This window comes from Mesorhizobium sp. USDA 4413 (genome assembly GCF_056280365.1).
This window is the reverse complement of the sequence record NZ_JBVPRP010000001.1, coordinates 3,791,949-3,813,843: the sequence shown is the minus strand read 5'-3', so window position 1 is coordinate 3,813,843 and position 21,895 is coordinate 3,791,949. Positions and strand designations below refer to the sequence as shown.

27 protein-coding genes are annotated in these 21,895 nt (G+C 63.9%); 13 read left to right on the top strand and 14 right to left on the bottom strand.

The annotated features are described in order from the left end of the window. Window positions 1-72 precede the first annotated feature (72 nt). Window positions 73-834: an SDR family NAD(P)-dependent oxidoreductase gene (locus ACVMIM_RS18635; RefSeq protein WP_476113776.1), complete on the top strand. Its 762-nt coding sequence runs from the start codon at window positions 73-75 to the stop codon at window positions 832-834. Here the strand turns inward: ACVMIM_RS18635 and ACVMIM_RS18630 are convergent. Then, window positions 831-1,682, bottom strand: a complete 852-nt coding sequence (locus ACVMIM_RS18630; RefSeq protein WP_476113774.1) for a hypothetical protein — start codon at window positions 1,680-1,682, stop codon at window positions 831-833. The two genes, ACVMIM_RS18635 and ACVMIM_RS18630, sit on opposite strands and share 4 nt — an antisense overlap. Window positions 1,683-1,759: 77 nt before the next feature. Here ACVMIM_RS18630 and ACVMIM_RS18625 point away from each other — a divergent pair, with 77 nt between their 5' ends. The 3 genes from ACVMIM_RS18625 to groL all read left to right on the top strand — a co-directional run bounded on the left by ACVMIM_RS18625 (window position 1,760) and on the right by groL (window position 4,801). Next, window positions 1,760-2,569 (top strand): class I SAM-dependent methyltransferase, encoded by an 810-nt coding sequence (locus ACVMIM_RS18625; RefSeq protein ID WP_476113773.1) that lies wholly within the window; start codon window positions 1,760-1,762, stop codon window positions 2,567-2,569. Between the two features lie 220 nt (window positions 2,570-2,789). After that, the gene (groES, locus tag ACVMIM_RS18620) at window positions 2,790-3,086 is read left to right on the top strand and encodes a co-chaperone GroES (protein WP_010915433.1); all 297 of its coding nucleotides are present in this window, start codon (window positions 2,790-2,792) and stop codon (window positions 3,084-3,086) included. A 62-nt stretch (window positions 3,087-3,148) separates the two neighbouring features. Beyond that, window positions 3,149-4,801: a chaperonin GroEL gene (gene groL, locus ACVMIM_RS18615; protein WP_476113771.1), complete on the top strand. Its 1,653-nt coding sequence runs from the start codon at window positions 3,149-3,151 to the stop codon at window positions 4,799-4,801. Between the two features lie 151 nt (window positions 4,802-4,952). Here the strand turns inward: groL and ACVMIM_RS18610 are convergent, their stop codons facing one another. Beyond that, the gene (locus ACVMIM_RS18610; protein WP_476113769.1) at window positions 4,953-5,561 is read right to left on the bottom strand and encodes a TetR/AcrR family transcriptional regulator; all 609 of its coding nucleotides are present in this window, start codon (window positions 5,559-5,561) and stop codon (window positions 4,953-4,955) included. A gap of 112 nt (window positions 5,562-5,673) precedes the next feature. Between ACVMIM_RS18610 and ACVMIM_RS18605 the strand changes: the two genes are divergently transcribed. From ACVMIM_RS18605 to ACVMIM_RS18595, 3 genes are read left to right on the top strand one after another with little or no spacing between them, the layout of a single operon-like run. Further along, a complete protein-coding gene (locus ACVMIM_RS18605) occupies window positions 5,674-6,684 on the top strand; it encodes a zinc-dependent alcohol dehydrogenase family protein (protein ID WP_476113768.1) in 1,011 nt (336 codons plus the stop codon). Window positions 6,685-6,721: 37 nt separating this feature from the next. Beyond that, window positions 6,722-7,156, top strand: coding sequence for an OsmC family protein (locus ACVMIM_RS18600; protein WP_476113766.1), 435 nt, complete (start codon window positions 6,722-6,724; stop codon window positions 7,154-7,156). A gap of 17 nt (window positions 7,157-7,173) precedes the next feature. Continuing rightward, window positions 7,174-7,560 carry a nuclear transport factor 2 family protein gene (locus ACVMIM_RS18595; protein ID WP_476113764.1) on the top strand — a complete coding sequence of 129 codons (387 nt, stop codon included), beginning with the start codon at window positions 7,174-7,176 and terminating at the stop codon, window positions 7,558-7,560. Window positions 7,561-7,637: 77 nt separating this feature from the next. On the opposite strand, the gene ACVMIM_RS18590 is transcribed toward ACVMIM_RS18595, so the two are convergent. Next, window positions 7,638-8,153, bottom strand: a complete 516-nt coding sequence (locus tag ACVMIM_RS18590) for an OsmC family protein (RefSeq protein ID WP_476113763.1) — start codon at window positions 8,151-8,153, stop codon at window positions 7,638-7,640. Between the two features lie 51 nt (window positions 8,154-8,204). Next, the gene (locus tag ACVMIM_RS18585) at window positions 8,205-8,630 is read right to left on the bottom strand and encodes a GFA family protein (RefSeq protein WP_476113761.1); all 426 of its coding nucleotides are present in this window, start codon (window positions 8,628-8,630) and stop codon (window positions 8,205-8,207) included. A 190-nt stretch (window positions 8,631-8,820) separates the two neighbouring features. Here ACVMIM_RS18585 and ACVMIM_RS18580 point away from each other — a divergent pair, with 190 nt between their 5' ends. Next, a complete protein-coding gene (locus ACVMIM_RS18580; RefSeq protein ID WP_476113760.1) occupies window positions 8,821-9,846 on the top strand; it encodes an AraC family transcriptional regulator in 1,026 nt (341 codons plus the stop codon). On the opposite strand, the gene ACVMIM_RS18575 is transcribed toward ACVMIM_RS18580, so the two are convergent. The 5 genes from ACVMIM_RS18575 to ACVMIM_RS18555 all read right to left on the bottom strand — a co-directional run bounded on the left by ACVMIM_RS18575 (window position 9,843) and on the right by ACVMIM_RS18555 (window position 13,308). Further along, the gene (locus ACVMIM_RS18575) at window positions 9,843-10,454 is read right to left on the bottom strand and encodes a LysE family translocator (RefSeq protein WP_041002601.1); all 612 of its coding nucleotides are present in this window, start codon (window positions 10,452-10,454) and stop codon (window positions 9,843-9,845) included. The two genes, ACVMIM_RS18580 and ACVMIM_RS18575, sit on opposite strands and share 4 nt — an antisense overlap. Window positions 10,455-10,612: 158 nt before the next feature. Beyond that, window positions 10,613-11,017, bottom strand: coding sequence for a YkgJ family cysteine cluster protein (locus ACVMIM_RS18570; RefSeq protein ID WP_476117291.1), 405 nt, complete (start codon window positions 11,015-11,017; stop codon window positions 10,613-10,615). A gap of 229 nt (window positions 11,018-11,246) precedes the next feature. Then, entirely contained in the window at window positions 11,247-12,002 is a 756-nt protein-coding gene (locus ACVMIM_RS18565) for an SDR family NAD(P)-dependent oxidoreductase (protein WP_476113758.1), read from the bottom strand. Between the two features lie 206 nt (window positions 12,003-12,208). Then, entirely contained in the window at window positions 12,209-12,988 is a 780-nt protein-coding gene (locus ACVMIM_RS18560) for an SRPBCC domain-containing protein (RefSeq protein ID WP_476113756.1), read from the bottom strand. Beyond that, a complete protein-coding gene (locus ACVMIM_RS18555) occupies window positions 12,988-13,308 on the bottom strand; it encodes an ArsR/SmtB family transcription factor (protein ID WP_278050596.1) in 321 nt (106 codons plus the stop codon). The genes ACVMIM_RS18560 and ACVMIM_RS18555 overlap by 1 nt, the downstream gene beginning before the upstream one ends. Window positions 13,309-13,784: 476 nt before the next feature. Between ACVMIM_RS18555 and ACVMIM_RS18550 the strand changes: the two genes are divergently transcribed. Next, window positions 13,785-13,964 (top strand): CsbD family protein, encoded by a 180-nt coding sequence (locus ACVMIM_RS18550; RefSeq protein ID WP_041001166.1) that lies wholly within the window; start codon window positions 13,785-13,787, stop codon window positions 13,962-13,964. Window positions 13,965-13,979: 15 nt separating this feature from the next. Here ACVMIM_RS18550 and ACVMIM_RS18545 read toward each other — a convergent pair whose 3' ends face one another. Next, window positions 13,980-15,110: a metallophosphoesterase gene (locus ACVMIM_RS18545; RefSeq protein WP_476113754.1), complete on the bottom strand. Its 1,131-nt coding sequence runs from the start codon at window positions 15,108-15,110 to the stop codon at window positions 13,980-13,982. Window positions 15,111-15,263: 153 nt separating this feature from the next. Between ACVMIM_RS18545 and ACVMIM_RS18540 the strand changes: the two genes are divergently transcribed. Continuing rightward, complete coding sequence (locus tag ACVMIM_RS18540; RefSeq protein ID WP_476113752.1) at window positions 15,264-15,851, top strand: hypothetical protein; 588 nt, start codon at window positions 15,264-15,266, stop codon at window positions 15,849-15,851. A gap of 24 nt (window positions 15,852-15,875) precedes the next feature. On the opposite strand, the gene ACVMIM_RS18535 is transcribed toward ACVMIM_RS18540, so the two are convergent. After that, entirely contained in the window at window positions 15,876-16,502 is a 627-nt protein-coding gene (locus ACVMIM_RS18535; RefSeq protein ID WP_476117289.1) for a TetR/AcrR family transcriptional regulator, read from the bottom strand. Between the two features lie 272 nt (window positions 16,503-16,774). Between ACVMIM_RS18535 and ACVMIM_RS18530 the strand changes: the two genes are divergently transcribed. Continuing rightward, a complete protein-coding gene (locus ACVMIM_RS18530) occupies window positions 16,775-17,533 on the top strand; it encodes an NIPSNAP family protein (RefSeq protein WP_476113751.1) in 759 nt (252 codons plus the stop codon). Here ACVMIM_RS18530 and ACVMIM_RS18525 read toward each other — a convergent pair whose 3' ends face one another. Further along, window positions 17,534-18,361, bottom strand: a complete 828-nt coding sequence (locus ACVMIM_RS18525; RefSeq protein ID WP_476113749.1) for an alpha/beta fold hydrolase — start codon at window positions 18,359-18,361, stop codon at window positions 17,534-17,536. Then, the gene (gene choX, locus ACVMIM_RS18520; RefSeq protein WP_476113748.1) at window positions 18,358-19,296 is read right to left on the bottom strand and encodes a choline ABC transporter substrate-binding protein; all 939 of its coding nucleotides are present in this window, start codon (window positions 19,294-19,296) and stop codon (window positions 18,358-18,360) included. The genes ACVMIM_RS18525 and choX overlap by 4 nt, the downstream gene beginning before the upstream one ends. 76 nt (window positions 19,297-19,372) lie before the next feature. Between choX and betI the strand changes: the two genes are divergently transcribed. Together betI and ACVMIM_RS18510 are read left to right on the top strand one after the other, a co-directional pair. After that, on the top strand, window positions 19,373-20,023 hold the full coding sequence (betI, locus tag ACVMIM_RS18515) for a choline-binding transcriptional repressor BetI (protein ID WP_476113747.1): 651 nt from the start codon (window positions 19,373-19,375) through the stop codon (window positions 20,021-20,023). 78 nt (window positions 20,024-20,101) lie between these two features. Beyond that, the gene (locus ACVMIM_RS18510; protein WP_476117287.1) at window positions 20,102-20,875 is read left to right on the top strand and encodes an SDR family NAD(P)-dependent oxidoreductase; all 774 of its coding nucleotides are present in this window, start codon (window positions 20,102-20,104) and stop codon (window positions 20,873-20,875) included. On the opposite strand, the gene ACVMIM_RS18505 is transcribed toward ACVMIM_RS18510, so the two are convergent. Beyond that, window positions 20,860-21,831 (bottom strand): LysR family transcriptional regulator, encoded by a 972-nt coding sequence (locus ACVMIM_RS18505; RefSeq protein ID WP_476113745.1) that lies wholly within the window; start codon window positions 21,829-21,831, stop codon window positions 20,860-20,862. The two genes, ACVMIM_RS18510 and ACVMIM_RS18505, sit on opposite strands and share 16 nt — an antisense overlap. Window positions 21,832-21,895 lie beyond the last annotated feature (64 nt).

Sequence of the window (21,895 nt, the reverse complement as noted above, 5' to 3'; positions counted from 1 at the left end):
AATCCATGTCCGATTATTTCGGTCGATCAGGCGAGTATATGCATCTCCATCCGCACAGAAGGAGATTTCGCCATGACCACTCGTCCCATTGCCCTCATCACCGGCGGCAGCCGCGGCCTCGGCCGCAATACCGCGCTCCACCTCGCCCGCAGAGGCGTCGACGTCATCCTCACCTATCGCTCGCGCGCCGACGAGGCGAAGGCAGCCGTCGCAGAGGTCGAAGCGGCCGGCGGCCGCGCCGCCGCGATCGAGCTCGACACCGGCGCCGTCGCCACCTTTCCCGCTTTCGTCGCGGCGCTGAAGAAGAAGCTCAAGGAGACCTGGCAGCGCGATCACTTCGATTATCTCGTCAACAATGCCGGCACCGGGCTGCGCAAGCCGATCGCCGACACGACGGAAGAGGAATTCGACACGCTGATGAACATCCATCTCAAGGGCGTGTTCTTCCTCACCCAGGCGCTGCTGCCGCTGATCGAGGACGGCGGCCGCATCATCAACGTGTCGAGCGGGCTGGCGCGCTTCTCGGTGCCGGGCTCGTCCGCCTATGCGATGATGAAGGGCGGCGTCGAGGTGTTCACGCGCTATCTCGCCAAGGAGCTTGCCGGCCGCCGCATCACCGCCAATACCGTGGCGCCCGGCGCGATCGCCACCGACTTCAACGGCGGCCATGTGCGCGACGACGCCGAGATCAACCGCGTCGTGGCAGGGATGACCGCGCTTGGCCGCGCCGGCGTCGCCGACGATATCGGGCCGATGATCGCCTCGCTGCTCTCCGACGACAATCGCTGGGTCAACGCCCAGCGCATCGAAGTATCTGGCGGCATGAATATCTAGGCGACCTGCCGGATCAGTCCTTCGAAGCCGTCGGCGAGATTGGCATTGCCGGCGGCGATGAAGCTCGAAAGGTTCCTGGCTCGCCCGGGGGTCTTGTTGGCATCGAGCAGCAGCGCCCTGCCCTCATGCATGACGAAATCGAATTTCCCGTAATCGAAGCCGAGCTTGCGGCGCAGCGCACGCAGTTCATCGGGCACGGGGACCGGCTCACGGCGAATGGTGTCCTCGCCCTTGACGAATTTCTGCGGCGAGACATGGCGCGTGCAGCGCTCGCGCTCGCCACAGAAAAACCAGAAGCGCGCGGCGAACCCGTCCGGATCCGGTTCGGGAACGAATTTCTCCACCACGATATCCTCACGATCGAAGACCGCGGGCGGAACGTCGGCTAGCGAAGCATAGACCTGGTAGCGCTCGAACGGCACCGCATCCGGAAACGGCTCGGGCTTGCCGGCGCGGCGCGACTGCCGGTTCAGCTGCTTTTCCGGCGCGCCCCAATGGTTGAGGTTGCTCTTGACGACGACCTCGCCCTTCCAGGCGTCATCGCGCCCGATCAGAGCGGTACTGACTCGGCGCTTGGTGATGTCGGCGGCGCCGATATTGAGGCAAAACGGGAAAAGCCGCCCGTATTCGACATACTCCGCGGGCGTCACGGTCGCGTCGACATGCAGCACCGCGATATCCGCCTCCGGCGTTGCCGAGGTGCCGCTCAGAACGCGAACCGAATGGCCACGCCGTTTCAGCTCCTCCAACAGATCGAACAGCATGAAACGGCTATCTCGCCGCAGCAGCCATCCGCTGCGGACTTGGAAGCGGTCGTGTTCATGCGTGATGACTGCGATACGTGCCATTTGTGTTCCATGCTTGGCTTATTCAGCGTCCTCGATTATGCGTTCGAATACAATGCGCTACCAGGGTCGGGGTTTGTATGACAGAGCATTGGAACGCAATTCGCAGGCATTGGCAGTTGCTCGGGCCGCCGCTGCGGCCGCCGCCGGAAGTCGTCGAGGCTTACGATCGTGAGCTCGGGCTTGCTCGATCGCATGTCGTCATGTTCGGCGTGACACCGGAACTTGCCGGTCTCGGCGCGAGTATGACGGCGGTGGACGAATCCAGCGACATGATCGCGGGCATCTGGCCGGGCGACACGGATTTGCGCAAAGCGGTGCGCGGCGACTGGTTCGATCCGCCGATGCCGGACGCAAGCGTCGATGCGCTGATCGGCGACGGATGCCTTACGGTCATCGGCGGCGCCGATGCGAGGCAAGCGCTGTTTTCAGCCGTCGCACGCGTGCTGAAAGCCGGCGGCCGCGCCGGTATCAGGCTCTATGCCTGCCCCGAAAAAACACGCGACGATCCGAGGGAAGTGCGCGACCTGGCCTTGGCCGGCGGCGTCTCGACCTTCCACGACCTCAAATGGCGGGTGGCCATGACTGCGATTGCCGGCGGGCCTGATTACACGATACCGGTTACAGGCATCCTCGAACAATTCGACAGGATGTTTCCCGACCGCGAGGAGCTATCGGCTAGGACAGGATGGGAACTGCCGGTCATCGGAACCATCGACGTCTACCGGAGCTCTTCCGTCGTCTACAGTTTTGCGCCCGCGGCGTCGCTCATCGAGGAAGCCCGGACCTTCTTCGATGATGTCCGGCTGGCTTCAACCGGCACATACGGACTCGCCGAACGCTGCCCGATGCTGGTGCTGCGCTCGCCCAAGGCCCAAATAACGGGCTGATTGCTCGTCCACGCTTTGCGGCGGCCATAGCATTTTCGCCCAGGGCTCCACCCGAGAACAATTTCGCGCCGCCAGGCCGTTGCGCGCGCCTTGACTCTCTCACCTCGCCAGCTTATTTCAGCGCCACGTTAGCACTCGCCTCTAGTGAGTGCTAACTGATGTCCGGCGGCCTCGCCGGATGGAGGAACAGTTCTCACCGTTCTCATTCGAGGAAGACAACATGGCAAAGTCCAAGTTCCGCCCGCTTCATGACCGCGTGGTCGTTCGCCGGGTCGAATCCGAATCCAAGACCGCCGGCGGGATCATCATCCCGGATACGGCGAAGGAGAAGCCGCAGGAAGGCGAGATCATTGCCGTCGGCTCCGGCGCTCGCGACGAAAGCGGCAAGCTCGTCCCGCTGGATGTCAAGGCTGGTGACCGCATCCTCTTCGGCAAGTGGTCTGGCACTGAAGTCAAGCTCAATGGCGAAGACCTTCTGATCATGAAGGAATCCGACATCATGGGCATCATCGGCTGAATATCGGTCTCTCCATTAATTGAATTTTCGGGCTCTTCCCGAGCCTCTGTCAGGAGCTAACAATGGCTGCAAAAGACGTAAAATTCTCCCGCGATGCCCGTGAGCGCATGCTGCGCGGCGTCAACATCCTCGCCGACGCGGTGAAGGTCACCCTCGGTCCCAAGGGCCGCAACGTCGTCATCGACAAGTCGTTCGGCGCCCCGCGCATCACCAAGGACGGCGTCACCGTCGCCAAGGAGATCGAGCTCGAGGACAAGTTCGAGAACATGGGCGCCCAGATGGTGCGCGAAGTCGCTTCGAAGACCAACGACATCGCCGGCGACGGCACGACCACCGCGACCGTTCTGGCTCAGGCGATCGTGCAGGAAGGCAACAAGGCCGTTGCCGCCGGCATGAACCCGATGGACCTCAAGCGCGGCATCGACCTCGCCGTCGGTGAAGTCGTCGCCGCTCTCGGCAAGGCTGCCAAGAAGATCAAGACCTCCGAGGAAGTTGCCCAGGTCGGCACGATCTCGGCCAATGGCGACGAGTCCGTCGGCAAGATGATCGCGGAAGCGATGCAGAAGGTCGGCAACGAAGGCGTCATCACCGTCGAGGAAGCCAAGACCGCCGAGACCGAGCTGGAAGTCGTCGAAGGCATGCAGTTCGACCGCGGGTATCTCTCGCCCTACTTCGTCACCAACGCCGACAAGATGGTCGCCGATCTGGAAGACGCCTACATCCTGCTGCACGAGAAGAAGCTCTCCAACCTGCAGGCCATGCTGCCGGTCCTGGAAGCTGTCGTTCAGACCTCGAAGCCGCTGCTCATCATCTCGGAAGACGTCGAAGGCGAGGCTCTGGCCACGCTGGTCGTCAACAAGCTTCGCGGTGGCCTGAAGATCGCCGCCGTCAAGGCTCCGGGCTTCGGTGACCGCCGCAAGGCCATGCTGGAAGACATCGCCATCCTGACCGGTGGCCAGGTCATCTCGGAAGACCTCGGCATCAAGCTCGAGAATGTCGGCCTCAACATGCTCGGCCGCGCCAAGAAGGTGTCGATCTCCAAGGAGAACACCACCATCGTCGACGGCGCCGGCAAGAAGGCCGAGATCCAGGGCCGCGTCGCCCAGATCAAGCAGCAGATCGAGGAAACCACCTCGGACTACGACAAGGAGAAGCTGCAGGAACGTCTGGCGAAGCTCGCCGGCGGCGTTGCCGTGATCCGCGTCGGCGGTGCGACCGAAGTGGAAGTGAAGGAAAAGAAGGACCGCGTTGACGACGCTCTGAACGCGACCCGCGCGGCCGTGGAAGAAGGCATCGTCGCCGGCGGTGGCGTGGCGCTGCTGCGCGCCTCGAACGCCGTCAAGGCCACCGGCGCCAATGCCGACCAGGCCGCGGGCATCGCGATCGTTCGTCGCGCCCTGCAGGCTCCGGCCCGCCAGATCGCGGCCAACGCCGGCGCGGAAGCCTCGATCGTTGCCGGCAAGATCCTTGAGAACAAGGCTCTGACCTACGGCTACAACGCCCAGACCGGCGACTATGGCGACATGATCGCCATGGGCATCGTCGACCCGGTCAAGGTCGTGCGCACCGCTCTCCAGGACGCGGCCTCGGTCGCCGGCCTGCTCGTCACCACCGAAGCCATGATCGCCGAAGCTCCGAAAAAGGAAGCTGCCGGCGGTATGCCGGGCGGCATGCCCGGCGGCGGCATGGGTGGCATGGGCGGCATGGACTTCTAAGAAGTCCATAAAGCACGCCCATCAACTAACATTGCTCAAGCCCGCAAGCGGGCTTGAGTGGCGGCATGGACTTCTAAGAAGTCCGGACCCATCACTGATACGGAAAGGGCGCCGAAAGGCGCCCTTTTTGTTTAGCATTTGAGAACCGGCGCTACGCGGCGCTCTCCGCTCGCTGCGCCACCTTGCCGGCGAGCACGGCCTGCTCGACAAGCGCCGCCACCTCATCGGCGACAACGCTGACCGGGGCACGGTCGCGAGTGGCGCGGGCGATCACCATCAGACCTTCGAGCGAGGATTCGACCAGCAGCGCCAGCGCCTGCGCGCGCCGCTCCGGCACCCCTGCCCTGACGAATGCCTGGCGCAGCAATCCGATCCACTGCTCGAAGGCCGAGCGGCAGATTTCAGTCAGGTCAGGCACATCGTTGGTCCCATCGAGCACGACCGGCGCGACCGGGCAGCCGAGCGAGAACTCGTTCTCCTCCAGCATACGGGCGACCGACTGGTAGATGTGGTGGACGGCGACGGCGGGATCGCTTTCCTCCGACAGCGCCGCACCCAGCCGCTCGGTCACATCGGCCACGCTGGCGCGCGTCACCTCGATGACAAGCTGATCCTTGCCACCCGGGAAATGGAAATAGAGCGAGCCGCGCGGCGCGCCGCTGGCGCTCAAGATGTCGTTCAGCGACGTGCCGTGATAGCCGCGCTGCCGGATGAGCAGCGCCGTCGCCTCGATCATGCGGGTCCGTGTGTCTGTCGCCACCTCGACCTCTCGATGTCAACCTCTGTCAGGAGCGCGCATTATAGGGCTTGCCCATATTATGACAATCGGTCTACATAATATGTAAATCGGTCTACATATTTCGGAGGCGGTGATGCGGACTTATTGGCTCGAGGAATTCGGTGACATCGAGAAGCTGGCGGTGCGCGAGGTATCAATGCCCGAGCCAGGGGCGAACCAGATCCTGGTGCGCGTGCGCGCCACCTCGCTCAACCGCCGCGACACGATGATCCTCAACGGCACCTATCCGCTCACGCCACGCGTCGGCATCGTGCCGCTGAGCGACGGCGCCGGCGAAGTGGTGGCCGTCGGCGACGGTGTAAGGCGCTTTGCCGTCGGCGACCGCGTGACCGGCAGCTATTTCGCACGCTGGATCGACGGCCGCACGCATCCGGGCATCGTCGATCAACTCGGCTGCACGCTGGACGGCATGCTTAGCGAATATGCGCTTCTCGATGAGCAATGGGCGGTGCGACTGCCCGACCATCTCTCATGGCAGGAGGCGGCGACCTTCACCTGCGCCGGGCTGACCGCCTGGAGCGCGCTGACTGGAGCCGAGGTTCCGAAGCCAGGACAATGGGTTCTGGTGATCGGCTCAGGCGGCGTCGCGCTGTTTGCCTTGCAGTTCGCCAAGCTCATGGGCTGCCGCGTGGCGGCCGTCACCTCGCGCGCCGAAAAGGCCGACAGGCTGCTCGCGCTCGGCGCCGACCTCGTCATCGCTTCGGTCGAAACACCGGAATGGGGCATGAAATTGCGCGAGGCGACCGGCGGCATCGACTTGATCGTCGAGACTGGCGGTCCGGCGACCTTTCGGCAGTCGCTGATCGCGAGCACGCTTTACGGACGCATCGTGCTGCTCACCATGCAGGACAAGAGCGGCAAGTCGGTCGAGATTCCGGGCGCCGTCTACCAGCGCAGCCTCGTCACCATCGGCCGCCTGTTCGTCGGCAGCCGCAACGGGCTGGAGGCAATGCTTGCCGCCGTCGCCACGCACCGGCTGAAGCCGATCATCGACAAGATCTTCCCCTTCGCCGAGGCGCGCGCAGCCTACCGCCATTTCGACCAGGGCGATGTCTTCGGCAAGGTCGTCATCGACGGCGCCTGACCATCACACTTTCCCGCAAACAGAGAGGAGATCAGCCATGGCAATCCGTGAAGCCTCAGCCCAATGGCAGGGCACGCTGAAGGAAGGATCCGGCCGGCTGCGGCTGGGCAGCGGCGTGTTCGAAGGCGCCTATTCCTTCCCGTCCCGCTTCGAGAGCGGTCCGGGCACCAATCCGGAAGAACTGATCGCGGCCGCGCATGCCGGCTGCTTCTCAATGGCGCTCACCGCCATACTCGGCGCCGAAGGCCATACCGCCGAGAACATCCATACGATCGCCAAGGTGCATCTCGGCGCGACCACGGCCGGACCGACGCTCACCCGCATCGAGCTCGAAACGGAGGCGCGCGTCGCCGGTATCTCGACCGAGGATTTCGAGCGGCTGGCGCAGAAGGCTAAGGCGGCGTGCCTCGTCTCGCGGGCGCTGGCCGGCGTCGCGACCATCACGCTTAAGGCGAGCCTCGCAGCTCAATGAAATGACAGGAGAATCCAATGACCCAGGAATTGATCATCGACATCGCCACGGCCAAGCGCTCCGCCGAGACCGCGGAAATCATGCGGCGCTACAACGACGTCTTCCAGCGTCACGATCCGTCGGCACTGGACGAGCTGGTGGCGCAGGACTGCGTGATCGAGAACACCACGCCGGCGCCTGACGGCGCCCGCCGCGTCGGCAAGGCCGCCTGCGTCGAACTGTGGTCGGCGATCGCCACCGGACCCGGAACGCGCTTCGATCTCGAAGAAACATTCATCGCCGGAGACCGCGCCACGATCCGGTGGCGCTTCTGGATGTCCGACGGCAATTCGCTGCGCGGCGTCAATCTGATGCGCGTCGCCGATGGCAAAATCGTCGAGGCGATGGGCTACGTCAAAGGATAGGACCTGGCGCGGAAGAGCCGCGCCAGGCCCAGCCCGAATCCGCCCCGCCAGGATTTGGATTCCGGGCAAGTCGCGGCCTAGGAGACCACTCTGTTGAGTTTCACGAAGGTCTTGGGGCTGCGCTGGATCGTCTGGAAGATCACGCAGTAGCGATCGGTCAGCTCCATGAGTTCGGTCAGCCGACTTTGCTCGACATTCGACTCGATGTCGAAACGCAGGCGGATTTCCTTGAAGCCGACCGGCACGCCTTCCGCGACGCCGAGCGTGCCGCGAAGGTCGACATCGCCTTCGGCGGAGATCTCCGCCGACTTGATCGGGATATCGAGCACGGCAGCAGCCGCCCGCATCGAGACGCCGGCGCAGGCGATCAGCGCTTCCAGCAGCATGTCGCCGGAACAAAGCTCCTGCCCGCTTCCGCCGGCCTTCGGGTGGATGCCGGCGAGCGCAAGCCCGCGTCCGGTCTCAACCTTGCAGGTCACCTTGGAATCGTCGGCACTGCCCTTGGCCTTCAGGGTAAGAAGCGCTGCCCGCGCGTCCTTGCGATAAAGATCCTTGATCGGCTCCTGCGTGGCGCGAAACGTCGCGATATCCATTCAAGTTCTCCTGTCGTGAATTGCGGTTTTTTGAAATCGTCATCCATCGGCCTATTCCGGGATGGCGATGCCGGAGCCGCCGAGCTCGGCGGGAAAATCCTTCAGCTTCGGCAATCCGTCCTTCATCGGCAGGACCGTCTCGGCGTAGTTGACGTGGACTCCCGGCGTGAATTCGATCGTCGGTATGGTGGCAGCATAGACGTCGACCAGCCCGAGCGGCGGATGATCCGTCATCAGATGGCCGCCGCATTTGGTGCAGAACCTGCGGTCGCTCATGGCGGATTTCTCGAATCCGGATAGAAACTCCGCGCCCTTGGTGACCTTGACGTTCCCGGGCTTCCACAGCGTGAAGGCGTTCACCGGAGACGCCGACCACGAACGGCAGGAACTGCAATGGCAGTAGCCCATCGCCTCGGCGGTCCCGTGGACTTCGATTTCCACGGCGCCGCAAAAACACCCGCCCTTATGTACCGTCATGACTTTCGTCCTTCTTTCGTTGCGTTCGATTGCGCTTAGCGTCCAACTGAAGACGGCTCTTGGCGCCAGTTGGGGTTTAAAGCTTCCGGTCGTGGACGGAATGACGGGGCGTCCGCGTTAGTTGACAGCGCGTCCGGAACTGGAAAGGGATGTCGCGCCGGATCGCCGCGAAGCTAGAGACAGGGGTGGAATGGCCGGGGATGCTCTATCGGATCTTTTGAAAACGGTGCGCCTCACCGGGGCGACGTTTTTCGACATCGAGGCCCAGGATCCGTGGGCGGTCTGCTCGCCGGCGCCCGCCTCGATATTGCCAAGGATACTGCCGGGCGCCGATCACCTGATTTCCTATCACGTGCTGACGTCCGGCCGTTGCTTTGCCCGCATCGTCGGCCAGGAGGCTATCCCGGTGGAAGCCGGCGAGGTCGTGGTCTTCACCCACAGCGATCCGCATATCATGTCGAGCACGCCCGATCTCCGGGCCGAACCGCCGACCGCGGATGTGCTGGAGATCGCGGCTGCAAGCCAGACGCCCTTCCCGATCAACTACGTCAAGGACGGATCGCTGTCGGCGCGGCTGGTCTGCGGCTATCTTGCCTGCCATGCCCTGCCCTTCAATCCGCTGCTCGAAGCCCTGCCGCCCGTCATCAAGGCCGGAGACGTCGAAGGCGATGGTGGCTGGCTCGGCCAATTCATCAAGCTTGCGGTCTCGGAAGTCGCCGAGAAGCGGGCCGGGAGCGAAACAGTGCTTACCAAGCTCAGCGAACTGATGTTCGTCGACGTGCTGCGCCGCTATGTGGAGTCACTGCCGCCGCAGCAAACGGGGTGGCTGGCGGGCCTGCGCGATCCGCATCTGGCGAAGGCGCTGGCGCTGATCCACGACCGTCCAGCTCACAATTGGACGGTGGAGGCGCTGGCGAAGGAGTCCGCGCTCTCGCGCACTGTGCTGGCGGAGCGATTCACCAAAATCGTCGGAATGCCGCCGATGCACTATCTCGCCAAATGGCGCATGCAGATCGCCTCGGAACTGCTCAGCGCCGGCAACAGCAACGTCGCCAGCATCGCGGCAGAGATCGGCTACGAATCCGAAGCCGCGTTCAGCCGCGCCTTCAAGAAGATGATCGGCGTCCCGCCTTCGGCCTGGCGCCTTGGCGTTCGGGCTGCGGCTGGCTCAGGAGGCGACGAGGCGTTCGAAACCGGGAACGGATCAGAGAGCTAGCGATCGGCCAGCGCAAGCTTGGCACCGAGCATGACGAAGGCGGCAGCGAAGCTGCGGCGCATCCAGGTCAGCACCTTCGGCCGCGACACGATATGGCTGCGCACCGATGCCGCGAACACGCCATAGATGGCGAAGCAGACGAAGGTCATCAGCATGAAGACGCCTGAGAGCTCCAGCATCTTGGGCAGCGCATGCGGCTCGGTGGTGCTGACGAATTGCGGCAGGAAGGCGAAGAAGAAGATCGACAGTTTCGGGTTCAGCACGTTGACCAGGATGCCTGTGGTGATCGTTCTGGCGGTCGAGCGTGGCGCGGCGTTCTCGTCGATGCTGAGGCCGCCCTTCTCCTTCAGCGTGTTCCAGGCCATGTAGAGCAGATAGGCGACACCGAGATATTTCAGCGTCTCGAAGGCGACGGCACTTGTGTGCAGCACAGCGGCGAGGCCGGTGATGGCGGCCGCCATATGCGGGATGATGCCCAGCGTGCAGGCGAAAGCGGCAATGACGGCGGCGCGCGCGCCGCGCGAAAGACCGGCACTCAGCGTGTAGAGAACGCCGGTGCCGGGCGAGGCCACGATGATCAGCGACGTCAACAGGAATTCGATGCTCATGGATTTGCTCCGCTGCCCTGCCCGGCCGGGGAAGGTATCGGGAGGCCTGGGTTGAGGCAAGCGGGGGAGAGCGTGATCTCCCCCCTTGTGGGGGGATGGCCGGCAGGCCAGAGGGGGGCGCGAAGGAATGCGGCCTCTCAGTTTTCTCTTTTTGAAATCTACTCGGATGTCCGATCGAAGCTCGTCTGAGGCGCCGGCGGGACAGCGCCCCCCTCTGCCCTGCCGGGCATCTCCCCCACAAGGGGGGAGATTGGCAGTTGCAGCCCATGCGCTGCCCTCGCCATCAGGCAGTCGTCGCCGCCTGGCATACAGGCGCGGCACACATCGGGGCGCAGATCATAGATGCCGCAGGCCGTATGTTTGCCGACCTCGCCGGTGAGCGCCGAGCACCGCGCGCCCTCGCAGCGCATGCCGGATTGGTCGGCCGCGACCAGCTCGGCCGGGATGCGGTCGAGCTGCTCATCCGCCTCGGTCGAAAAGCGTGGCCAGTCGGCCGCATAGGAGCAGCAGGCGCCGCAGCTCTGGCAGTCGAAGCCGGCGCTTTGCGAAAGCGATAAGGTGATGGCGGGGTCGAGCGGCAAGGCAATTCCTCATGCGCGCCTTGTCTTGACGCAGGATCCGGACGTTCGTCCATCCCCAGCAGATTTTCCGGCGGCTATTTTTCGCATTTTTCCGGGAACTCTTTCGCCGGCTGTGGGTTTTGTCGGTGTCGTCAGCCGTTCATGAGCGATCGAGAAAGGTTGACGTCAAGACGCCTCCCGCGCGTAACAGCGCGAGAGGCGTTTTTGTTGTTCAGCGCTCCTGATCGGTCGGACGGATAAGTATCTCGTTGACGTTGACCCTTGGCGGCTGGCTGACGGCATAGAAGACGGCGTTCGCAATATCCTCGGCAGTCAGTGCTTCCATCGTGGCGAGACGGTGTTCGAGCCCGGCTTTCGATTCCGCGTTGGTGATGTGATCGCCGAGCTCGGTACGCACCAGGCCCGGCTCGATGACGGTGACGCGCACCTTGTCGGCATAGACCTCCCGGCGCAGCGATTCCGAGAAGGCGACCACGCCGAACTTGGTCGCCGCGTAGCCGGTTGCGCCCGGGTTGGCCACGCGGCCAGCCACCGAGGAAACATTGACGATATGGCCCTTTGAAACCTTGAGATGCGGCAGCGCCGCCTTGGTGGTCGCCATCAGGCCCATCAGGTTGAGTTCGATCATTCGCCGCCAGTCGTCGAGATCGGCTTCGGCCGCAGGGGCAAGCAGCATGACGCCGGCATTGTTGACGAGGATGTCGAGCCGCTCCCATTGGGATACGACCTTGTCGACCATCGCGACAATGTCGCCGGCCTTGGCAATATCGGCTTCAATGGCGAGAGCGACGCCGCCCGCCTTCTCGATCCGGGCAACCAGTGCTTCGAGACGATCGGCACGACGGGCTGCGACCGCGACTTTCGCGCCGGCCGCGGCAAGGGCCACGGCGGTAGCCTCGCCGATGCCGGACGAAGCGCCGGTGACAAGCGCGACCTTGCCCGTGAGTATCGAATTTGCGGATGTCATGAGAATCTCCAGATGCCCGGCCCGCCCTTCACATAGGCCGCGCGGCCGAAGCTTGAAGGCCCGCCATCGGATCAGTTGACGCGATTTCCGGCCCGTCCCGGCTTTGGTTCCGGTCGCGCGGCCGACACTCCTTGGCGGCTTGATCGCGGTGAAATGCCGAACAGGAAGGCCGCGGTAAAAATGCGAGAGGCGTTTTCTATCGGGCCTTACATGATCACGCTCAACATCGGCAGGATTTCATAGCGGAAGCCGCGACCGGAACGCGCCAGCGGATCGCTGTCGGTCACGGCCTGGGCCTCAGCCTCCGTACCGGCCTGCAGGATCAGAAGCCCCCAAGGACCGGTGGGATCGGCGACCGGTCCGGCGATGATCATCCTGCCTTCGCGAAGCAGGCCGCGCAGATAGTCCGCATGGGCGTTCATCAGCGACCTTTCCTCCTCCGTCAGGGTGAAGGCGAAGTCCGGCCTAGGCGGGATCATCCGGCAATAAAAGGCCGAAGGCGGCCTGGCCCCGCTCTCCGCGGACAGGAAATCGCCGAGCCAGCCCAGCACTCGCTCCCAGCCGGAACCGTGATCGCGGCAGGATTCGTGGCGCTGTCCGAAGCCTTCGTGGCGCAGCGTCAGCCGCGTGCCGTTCTCCACCGCCTCCAACGTGTAGGTGACGGTAGTGACGTTGTTCCCGTCCCAAGGCGCTTTCCAGGTCATCACCAGGCGATGCGGCGGCTCGACCTCGATATACTCGCCACCGACATGGAAATCCTGTCCGTCCGCGCCCTTGCCTTCAGACCGCCAGGTCCCGCCCGGCCGCACATCGGCCACGTGGCTGGTCGTCCGGTACATGTCGTCGGCACCCCACCAGAGCGGGATCTGGTCCTGCGCGGTGAGGGCGCGGAAGACGCGCTCTGGCGGGACGGCGATCGTCACCGTGGCAAGGATTGTCCCGGCGGAGATGTCGGCAATCGCGCGCGGTCCGTTGTTGGTGGCCATTATTCGTTCTCCAGATAGGTTTTGAGATTGCCGAGGCTTTGCTGCCAGAAATCGCGGTATGGCAGGATCCAGTCGGCGACGTGCTTCAGTTCCGCCGGCTCCAGTCGGTAGACGCGCTCGCGGCCGTGCCGCTGCTCGGAGACGACATTGATCTCGCGCAAGATTCTCAGATGCTTGGAGATGGCAGGCCGGCTTTGCGAGAAGGCCGAGGCCAGTTCGTTCACCGGAGCCGGCCCTTGCCGCAGCCGGTCAAGGATAGCGCGCCGCGTCGGGTCGGCAATGACGCGGAAGACGGAACGGTCCTGCTCAGTTTGCGGCATAATGCGTATCCATTCGGTTACGTATTTATGCCGAAAAACGGCGCCGGTCAATTCTGCTCGACCGGCGCCGCATTGTTCCTTGCTGGCTCAGCGTTCCTGGTCGGTCGGCCGGATCAGGATCTCGTTGACATTGGCTCGCGGCGGCAGCCTCACGGCAGCGAGGATGGCATTGGCGATATCCTCGGCGGTCAGCGCCTCCATGGTTGTGACGTCGCCAGCCTTGGCTTCGACGGCAAGAGCGGCGGCTGTCGCCTCCCGTTGCCGGACGAGGCGCCGGTGACGAGCGCGACCGTGCCGGCGAGTGGGGAATTTGCGGATGTCATGGGATTCTCCAACCGCCCTGCCCGGCCCACATAGGCCGCGGGAGACATTCTTGCCCCCCGCCATCAGAGGTGACCGGCCGGCCGCTATGCCGAACGGAACCGCGACCGCACCAACCCGTTTCTCTCGCGCGTTGATCTCCGGGAGAAGCGGAGATGATGAACATGGATCAGATAGCGGGCCTGGCCAAGCAGATCAAAGGCTCGGTCCGGCAAACGATAGGCAAGGCCATCGGAAATCGCTCGATGCAGATCAGAGGCATGGCGGAAAAATCCGCAGGCCAGGTTCAGAAGGCCTGTGGCGACATGAAAGCCATGCTCAAAAAGGCGATGTGACCGGCAGGCCTCGCGTCAGGTATCGAACGCCTTCGCAAATGCGCTGGTGAAGACGATCTCGCCATGATCGCCGACCGCCTCGCCCAGCACCACATCCATGTTGTCGGCCGTCACCCGCGCCAGCGCGAAGCCGCCCATGTAGGCGGCCTTCGGCTTGACGATGTCGAGCCCATCGCGCCGATAGATCATCGGCACTTCATGCTGGTGACCGTGGAAGACGGCGATGACATTGTAGCCCTTGATCGCGGCCAGCAGCGCCTGACGGTCGGCCTCGCCCCACCAATGGGGGCGACCGGCGCCATCGTCTTCATAGGTGCGCTTCACCGGGTCCCAGCGCTCGGTCGAGAAACTGTCCCAGCCGTAATGCTGGAACAGGATCACCGGACGGCCGTCGCCGGCATAGGTCGCCAGATCCTGCTTCAGCCAAGGCAGGCTGCTGATTGCGCCATGCGCGGTATCGCCTGCGAAGCGGTGCGTCTGGATGAGGTGCAGGCCGCCCCAGTCCCAGGAATAGCAATCGGTATCGACGTCGTATTCGGTCGCCGGCACCGGCGGCTTGAAGAAGACGCCGGGGCGATGGTTGACCTCGACATAGTCGCGCAGCTCGCGGCGATACCAGTCGACATGGGGCGGCGAGCCGTTCTGGTCGAGGTCGTGGTTGCCGAGCCCGACATAGACCGGGATATGCACGCGGTCCGGCCCGATGCCCTGCTGATAGCGCTGCGAGAACTGCAGAAGCTGCGTGCCTTCGCTGGGCTCGGTGACCTGGCCGCCGCCATCGTCCGTGATGTCGCCGCCGGTGACGATCCCGAGCGGCGTGCCGATGCGCTCGCCGGCCGAATGCAGCCCGGTGGCGACGCCGTTGATCTCGGCCGGCCATTTTTTGTCCGCCATCGCGTTCAGCGCCGCGACGTTGCGCAGAAGTGCCGCGTCCGTCTTGCCCTCCTGCAGGCAATTGGGGCTGAGGCCGCTCGCCATGCGGCAGGCGTGGATGTCGGCGATGAACAGGAAAGTTGAGTCGATCGGCTGGATGCGCTTGCCGGTCTGGGCGCGCGCTGTGCGCGACAGGGCGCAGGCGGCAGCGAGACCTCCCATCCTGGCCATGAAGGTGCGGCGTGAAACGGCTGCTGGCGTAGAGCGATTCATCGTCACTCGATTAAACACCCTCGAACCGTCTCGTCCAGTTGAATGCCCGGCCAGCGCCGGAGACTTTCATGCCAAAGGAGGAAAAGCCTCTCGGGTCGACAGCGCGGCAGGGGTCTGTCATTGCTCTGGAACATGCACCCAGGAGAGGAAGGCATGAAGACCCTCACGATCGGCATGACGTTCGCCATGCTCGCCGGCGCCGCGCAGGCTGCCGACTGCGTCGACGGCAAATCCGCGAAAGCCGGCTTCGTGCTCGAAAAGCCCGGCATCCGCAGTGAGTTCCGGCCGGCGCCCGGCGGCATGGTCGCGGTCGTCAACAAGTACGAATCGGACTCGCCGCAGACGCAGTATCTCTATGCCGGATTGATCGAAGTGTTCCGCGACAGCGACACCGGACGGCTGTCGTTGATCCCGCTCGGCGATTTGAAGAAGCTGTTCCCGCTGAAGGCCGGCGCCAAGAGCAAGATCGAATTGGTGCGGCTGTCCTCGAAAAAGGCGCCGAAGGGCACCGAAACCCTGGCCTTAGCCGTCAAGGGCAAGGACACCTACAAGCTGGGCGACTGCAAATACAACGTGCTCGTGGTCGGCGAAACGATCACCGGCGACAATGGCAACGTTATCGACACCTTCACCGCGCTCTATTCGCCCGACCTGGAGGCGGTGCTGGCGCGGCGGTACGATGAAGGGACGAGCGCGCAGAGCGAGGTGGGGTTCGAGACGATCAAGCCGCTGAAGGAGTGAGGCGTAATTGTCGTTCCGCCAGCATTATCCGGTCTTCGACCGCAGCAACACGCGACGTCGCCGTTTTACCTTCGATCCCCCCTGCGATGGCGACAGTTCGAAATTTTCCAACCCCCTTAGGCACTCCCTCAAGACCCCGGCTTCCTGTGAAGTTTTGGCCATCGACATGGCGCCGGAATAGGCTGCCACAACCAGCGCCGCGAAACGTTCCGGATCGGTCCCACCCTCCGCGCCCCCCAGCTGGTCGGTCCGGATCTTATCGGCTATCGCCTGGCGCCAATTGGCAAAGATCCTGGCCAGCGCCGAGCGGAATTCATCGTCGGCCAGGGACAGTTCATGCGCCAGGTTGTTGAGCGGGCAGCCGCGCACATAACCCTGCTGTTCGAGTTCAGCGGCCACCGCCTCAAAGACGGTGCGCACCCCTTCGCGCGCCGAAGCCGCCGCCAGCACCGGCTCGATCCAGGTCTCCCGGACCGCTGCCGCTACCCGTTCCTCGATCACAGCTAACGCCAGCGCCTTCTTGGTCGGGAAATGATGGTGCAGCGCGCCGCCGGTGACACCGGCCGCCGCCATCAGTTCGCCGAGGCTCGAGGCGTGATAGCCGTGCGCCTGGAAGGAGTCTTCCGCCACGTCGAGGACGCGTCGGCGCATGCCTTCCGGATCGTTGGTGCGCTTTTTGCGCATCGCCATCTCCTCCTTTTCCCCTTGTGGGAGAAGGTGCCCGAACAATTGAAGGCGAATGAGGAGTGCTCCAGCTTGGCGCCGACAGCACTCCGGCCAACACCCCTTATCCGTCTCGGCGCTATCGCGCCGATCCACCTTCTCCCACAAGGGCAAGGGGAAAATCACGATAGCAGATTGACAAAACAGGACAACCGGTCTGTTTATAAACAGGATGATCACCCTGTTTTGAGAACCTAGCCATGACCCGACCTTCCCGCCGCGTCTCACCTGTCGTCGAGCTCCGGCAATACACGCTGAAGCCGGGGCAGCGCGAAACGCTGATCGCGCTGTTCGAGCGGGAGTTCGTCGAAACGCAGGAGGCGACAGGCATGACCGTCATCGGCCAGTTCCGCGACCTCGACCGCCCCGACATGTTCGTCTGGCTGCGCGGCTTCGAGGACATGGAGGTAAGGAAAGACGCGCTGAGCGCCTTCTATGGCGGGCCGGTCTGGGCCGCGCATCGCGATGCCGCCAATGCGACGATGGTCGATTCCGACGACGTGCTGCTGCTGAAACCGGCATGGCCGGGCGGGGCGTTCGACCTTTCAGACTTACAGCGACCGACAGCCGCCGGGACCGAAACCATGAGCGATCGTAGCCGTTTGCCCGGGTTTGTTGAGATTTCGATTCACCATTTACAGGTGGGTACGGAGGTCGGCTTTGCCGAGCGCTTTCAGGCGGAGGCGGTTCCGCAACTTGCGGCAAACGGTGCCCGGCTGCTTGGCGCCTTCATCAGCGAGCATGCCGAAAACACGTTTCCGCGTTTGCCTGTGCGGGCCGGCGAAAATGTCTTTATCGCCATTACCGGTTTCGACGATGGCGATGCCCATGCCAGCCATCTGGCTGCCCTCGCCGCTTCGCCGGCATGGCAAGCAGGTCGCGAAACCATGCAGACCGTTTCGACGAAACCGGCAGAGACATTGCGCCTCGCGCCTACGGCCCGATCGCTGTTGAGGTAGTCACCCGACCGACAGCATGCCGGCAATGGCCTTGGCGACAAAAGCCGGGTCTTCCCAATGCGGGTTGTGGCCGCAGCCCCACGCCCATACCAGACGCGATCCGGGGAGTGCCCGGGTCATCGCTTGCTGGTGCGCTTCGCCGAAAAGCGGATCGCACCCGCCGGCGATGATCACCGTCGGGACCTGCACGGCCCGCGCCGCTGTCGTCAGATCGGTGCGGCGGACTTCGTCGAGGATGGCGCGCCAGCGCGCCGCCGGGATTGCCGACGCATCTTTCGCGAGACCGGCGCGAAAAGCCCCTGGCACGCCCGGTCCGCAGGCGTGCCACCAGTCATAGAACGGGTCGGACGGCGAAATCGGATCCCTCAGTGCCGCGACGCCGTCGATCAACTGGTGATCCGATCCGAAATCTGGCTTCAGCGTGCTGGCCAGGATCACCATCCCACCGACCAATTCCGGATATTGTGCGGCCAGCGCGATCGATATCATGCCGCCCAGCGAATGCCCGACGACGATTGGTCGGTCTAGCCGCAAATGCCGGATCAGCCCGGCAATATCGTCGGCGAAATCGGCGACGCTGTTGCCCTCACCCGCCTGCGAGGCGCCGTGACCACGCAGATCCGGCAGGATCAGCCGGCGCCCGGAAAGATGCGGCGCCAGTAGCGAAAAGCTGCGGCTGGTGTCGGTGAAGCCATGAACCAAGAGCAGCGGCGGCTCCGAACCGGCAATCTCGACATAGGCAAGCTCGAGACCGCCGACATCGACGATCCGCTTGCGCCCAGCCCATGCGGCCTGCTCGGCCTCATCCTCGGGCTCCGATAGCCTCACAGTCCGAGCTTTTCCTTGACCGCGGCAAGGCCAGGCCTGCCGTCGAAGGTGGTGACGCCGGCGAGCCACGCGTCGAGGCGATCCTTGTGCAAGGCGATCGACTTCAGCGCCCCGTCCTCCGGCTTCATGCCCTCATTGATGAGGTAGCCCATGCCGACATTTTCCATGTCGATGTCGAAGGTGAGATTCTTGAGGAACTGCGCCACGTTCGGGCATTCCTGCAGATAGCCCTTGCGCACCTGAGTGGTCACGGTCGCGGCGCCGAAATTCGGGCCGAAGAACTTGTCGCCGCCGGTCAGGTACTTGAAATCGTACATCGTGTTCATCGGGTGCGGCGCCCAGCCCTGGAAGACGATGAACTGCTTCTCCTTGATCTGGTAGCCAACTTCCGAGAGCATGCCGGCCTCGCTCGACTCGACCACCTGCCAGCCGTCGAGCTGGAACTGAGGATCGGCGATGGCGTCCATCATCAGCTGGTTGGAGCCAGGTTCAATGCCGTACATCTTCTTGCCGAACTTGTCGGCGAATTTGTGCAGATCGGACAGGTCCTTGACGCCGGCGTCCCAGACATAGGTCGGCACGGCGAAGGTGTATTTGGCGCCGACCAGATTGACCCGGACATTCTCGATCGAGCCGTCCTTCTTATAGGGCTCGTAATAAGTGACCATCGCCGGATCCCAGTAGCCGAGGAACAGGTCGAGGTCTTTGTTCTTCATGCCTTCGTAGATCACGTTGATGCCGAGCACCTCGCTCTGCGGCTCGTAGCCGAGCGCCTGGAGCAGCACCTTGGCCACGCCCGTCGTGAAGGCGAGGTCGTTCCAGCCGGGCTCGGCCATGCGGACAGTTTTGCAGCTCTCCGCCTCGGCGGCCCGGGCCGCATGGGAAGCCACCATCAGGGCCGCGACATAGACGCCATTCGCGAGCATACGCAACATTCCGGTTCTCCTCATTTTTTGACCTTCTGGTCGATTTATTGTCCCATTGGTCAATTGTTGATCTGAGCGGACGAAAATGTCAACATGGATTCGCCATGCATGGATCGGTCCAGTGAAGCTCACGCGCCTCAGCGACATTCGCCGCAAGGAGTTGCGGCAGGCAGCCTTCACCGTCCTGGAGCGCGAAGGCATCGCCGGCGCGACGCTGGAAAAGGTCGCGGCCCAGGCCGGCGCCTCCAAGGGAATCGTGCTGCATTATTTCCGCAACAAGCAGGAGCTGTTCGAGCACGCCATGCGCGAAGCCAACGCCGTGCTCTGTCATGCCGTGGTCGCCCGGCTTCAGCGGGCGCGGACGCCGATGGAGCGGCTGGACGCCGTGATCGAGGGCAATTTCGAGGAGCACCTGTTTCTGCCGCCGCTCTGCCACGCCTGGCTCTCGCTCTGCGCCGAGGTGCCGCGCGACGAGAAGCTGGCGCGCATCCAGAAGGTGATCCACGCACGCATGCGCTCGAACCTCTTGTCGGGCCTGCGCGGCCTCGCTTCGCCCGAACTGGCCGAAGAGATCGTGCTCGGCGTCACCGCTTTGATTGACGGGCTGTGGCTCAGGCTCGGCCTGCAGCCGGGCAGCGTCACGCGCGAGCAGGCCGTGCGCCAGGTCAAGGATTTCGTCGCGGGGCGGCTGTCGCTTCGCCAGCCCGCGTCCGTCGGCCTGGCCTCGGCGGGATAAAGTTCATACCCGTCGATAGCTCCCGCGCTTCCGCGTTGCTCGGCGCTGCATTCCCGCTCCAATTGGAGGAGCATGGCGATTCGACTTCAGGGCAAGCGGGCGCTGGTCACCGGCGGGTCAGACGGCATCGGCCTGGCGATTGCGGAAGCGTTTGCGCGCGAGGGGGCCGACCTTTTGATCGTCGGACGCGATGCAGGCAAGCTCGAAACAGCGCGTCGCACGATGGCCCGGCAAGATAGGGGTGTCGCGATCGAAACGCTGTCGGCCGATCTCGCCACCAGCGCCGGCATCGATGCTGTAGGCAGCCGTGTCAAGCAATCGGACCGGCCACTGGACATCCTCGTCAACAATGCCGGCGTCGCCTATCTGGTGCCGTTCGAGACGGTGAGCGCGGAGCAGTTCCAGAATTCCTTCGCGCTCAACGTGACGGCGGCATTCTTCGTCACCCAGCGGCTGTTGCCGCATCTGAGCGCCGGCGCCTCTATCATCAACATTTCGTCCTACTTCGCCAACAAGATGATCCCGAAGCGGCCGTCGAGCCTTTATTCGCTCTCCAAGGGCGCGCTGAACTCGCTGACCAAATCGCTCGCTTTCGAGCTTGGCCCGCGCGGCATCCGCGTCAACGCCATCGCGCCCGGCACAATCGACACCGCCATGCGGCGCAAGTCGATCGTCAACCTGCCGGCCGAGGCGCAAGCCGAACTCAATGCCTATGTCGAGCGCAGCTATCCGCTCGGCCGCATCGGCCGACCTTCGGATGTTGCCGGCATGGCGGTCCATCTCGCCAGCGACGAGGCCGCCTGGACCAGCGGCGGCATATTCGCGGTGGATGGCGGTTATACCGCCGGGTGAACACTGACAGGGCCGTCCCAGTCCTTGAAGCCCAGCTTTCCCACCTCATCGAGGATCTGCTCGCGGATCCAGCGATGCGGCGGCTCATCATCGCGGCGCGCGTGCCAGTACATCCTGACTGCCGGCGAGGGAATTGAAATCGGCGCCCGGTAAATGCCGAGCGGCAAGGATTTCGCGGCGACAGCAGCGAACTGCCTTGGAACCGCCGCCAGATATGGTCCGTTCGCTACGGCCAGCGCGACCGCCTGGAAGTGCGGCAGAGCGAGCGTGACGCGGCGCGTCCGGCCCATCCTGCCCAGCGCATCGTCGGTGAAGCCCGACATCGAGCCGTCGATGGAGCGCAGCGCATGCGGCAGCGCGCAAAAGAGGTCGAGCGGCACTTGCTCGCCTTCGGCGATTCCCGCCTTGCTGAGCGCAGCATTGGCTTTCGCCGCGATGACGGCGAAAGGGGAGTCGAACAGTGCCACGCTCGAAACCCACTCCGCGACCTCCAGCGGGCGCTCCAGCGCCAGGTCGATCAGATCCTCCTGCAGCAGCTTCGAGACGTCGCCGATGGCGCTATCGAGGAAACGGAACGATATGCCGGGCGCCACCGCGGCGATGCGGGCGGCAAAGGGCGGCATCAGGAGCGTGGAGAAGAAATCAGCGCCCATGAAGGTGAAGGTCCGCTCCAACCTTGCCGGATCGAAATCCGTCGCTGGCTGAAAGGCACGCTCGATCTCGCGCAGCGCCGCCCGCACTGGCCCGGCCAGGCTTTCGGCGCGCGGCGTCGGCACCATGTCGTTGCCGCGGCGCACAAAAAGCTGATCGTTCAGAGCATGGCGCAAGCGGTTGAGCGCTGCGCTCACGGCCGGCTGGCTGAGGCCGATCTGCTCGCCCGCGCGCGTCACGCTCTTCTCGCGCAGAAGCGCATCGAGCACCCTCACCAGATTAAGATCGAGCGCGTTCAAATTCATCGGATCAATTCAACCCATACGATCATTCGATTTCCATCATCCGCCCACCCCGGGTTAGGTCGCC

Coding starts and splice junctions, on each gene's coding strand:
- ACVMIM_RS18635 (WP_476113776.1), top strand. CDS start 73: ATGACCACTCGTCCCATTGCCCTCATCACCGGCGGCAGCCGCGGCCTC.
- ACVMIM_RS18630 (WP_476113774.1), bottom strand. CDS start 1,682: ATGGCACGTATCGCAGTCATCACGCATGAACACGACCGCTTCCAAGTC.
- ACVMIM_RS18625 (WP_476113773.1), top strand. CDS start 1,760: ATGACAGAGCATTGGAACGCAATTCGCAGGCATTGGCAGTTGCTCGGG.
- groES (WP_010915433.1), top strand. CDS start 2,790: ATGGCAAAGTCCAAGTTCCGCCCGCTTCATGACCGCGTGGTCGTTCGC.
- groL (WP_476113771.1), top strand. CDS start 3,149: ATGGCTGCAAAAGACGTAAAATTCTCCCGCGATGCCCGTGAGCGCATG.
- ACVMIM_RS18605 (WP_476113768.1), top strand. CDS start 5,674: ATGCGGACTTATTGGCTCGAGGAATTCGGTGACATCGAGAAGCTGGCG.
- ACVMIM_RS18600 (WP_476113766.1), top strand. CDS start 6,722: ATGGCAATCCGTGAAGCCTCAGCCCAATGGCAGGGCACGCTGAAGGAA.
- ACVMIM_RS18595 (WP_476113764.1), top strand. CDS start 7,174: ATGACCCAGGAATTGATCATCGACATCGCCACGGCCAAGCGCTCCGCC.
- ACVMIM_RS18590 (WP_476113763.1), bottom strand. CDS start 8,153: ATGGATATCGCGACGTTTCGCGCCACGCAGGAGCCGATCAAGGATCTT.
- ACVMIM_RS18585 (WP_476113761.1), bottom strand. CDS start 8,630: ATGACGGTACATAAGGGCGGGTGTTTTTGCGGCGCCGTGGAAATCGAA.
- ACVMIM_RS18580 (WP_476113760.1), top strand. CDS start 8,821: ATGGCCGGGGATGCTCTATCGGATCTTTTGAAAACGGTGCGCCTCACC.
- ACVMIM_RS18575 (WP_041002601.1), bottom strand. CDS start 10,454: ATGAGCATCGAATTCCTGTTGACGTCGCTGATCATCGTGGCCTCGCCC.
- ACVMIM_RS18565 (WP_476113758.1), bottom strand. CDS start 12,002: ATGACATCCGCAAATTCGATACTCACGGGCAAGGTCGCGCTTGTCACC.
- ACVMIM_RS18560 (WP_476113756.1), bottom strand. CDS start 12,988: ATGGCCACCAACAACGGACCGCGCGCGATTGCCGACATCTCCGCCGGG.
- ACVMIM_RS18555 (WP_278050596.1), bottom strand. CDS start 13,308: ATGCCGCAAACTGAGCAGGACCGTTCCGTCTTCCGCGTCATTGCCGAC.
- ACVMIM_RS18550 (WP_041001166.1), top strand. CDS start 13,785: ATGATGAACATGGATCAGATAGCGGGCCTGGCCAAGCAGATCAAAGGC.
- ACVMIM_RS18545 (WP_476113754.1), bottom strand. CDS start 15,110: ATGAATCGCTCTACGCCAGCAGCCGTTTCACGCCGCACCTTCATGGCC.
- ACVMIM_RS18540 (WP_476113752.1), top strand. CDS start 15,264: ATGAAGACCCTCACGATCGGCATGACGTTCGCCATGCTCGCCGGCGCC.
- ACVMIM_RS18535 (WP_476117289.1), bottom strand. CDS start 16,502: ATGCGCCGACGCGTCCTCGACGTGGCGGAAGACTCCTTCCAGGCGCAC.
- ACVMIM_RS18530 (WP_476113751.1), top strand. CDS start 16,775: ATGACCCGACCTTCCCGCCGCGTCTCACCTGTCGTCGAGCTCCGGCAA.
- choX (WP_476113748.1), bottom strand. CDS start 19,296: ATGTTGCGTATGCTCGCGAATGGCGTCTATGTCGCGGCCCTGATGGTG.
- betI (WP_476113747.1), top strand. CDS start 19,373: ATGTCAACATGGATTCGCCATGCATGGATCGGTCCAGTGAAGCTCACG.
- ACVMIM_RS18505 (WP_476113745.1), bottom strand. CDS start 21,831: ATGAATTTGAACGCGCTCGATCTTAATCTGGTGAGGGTGCTCGATGCG.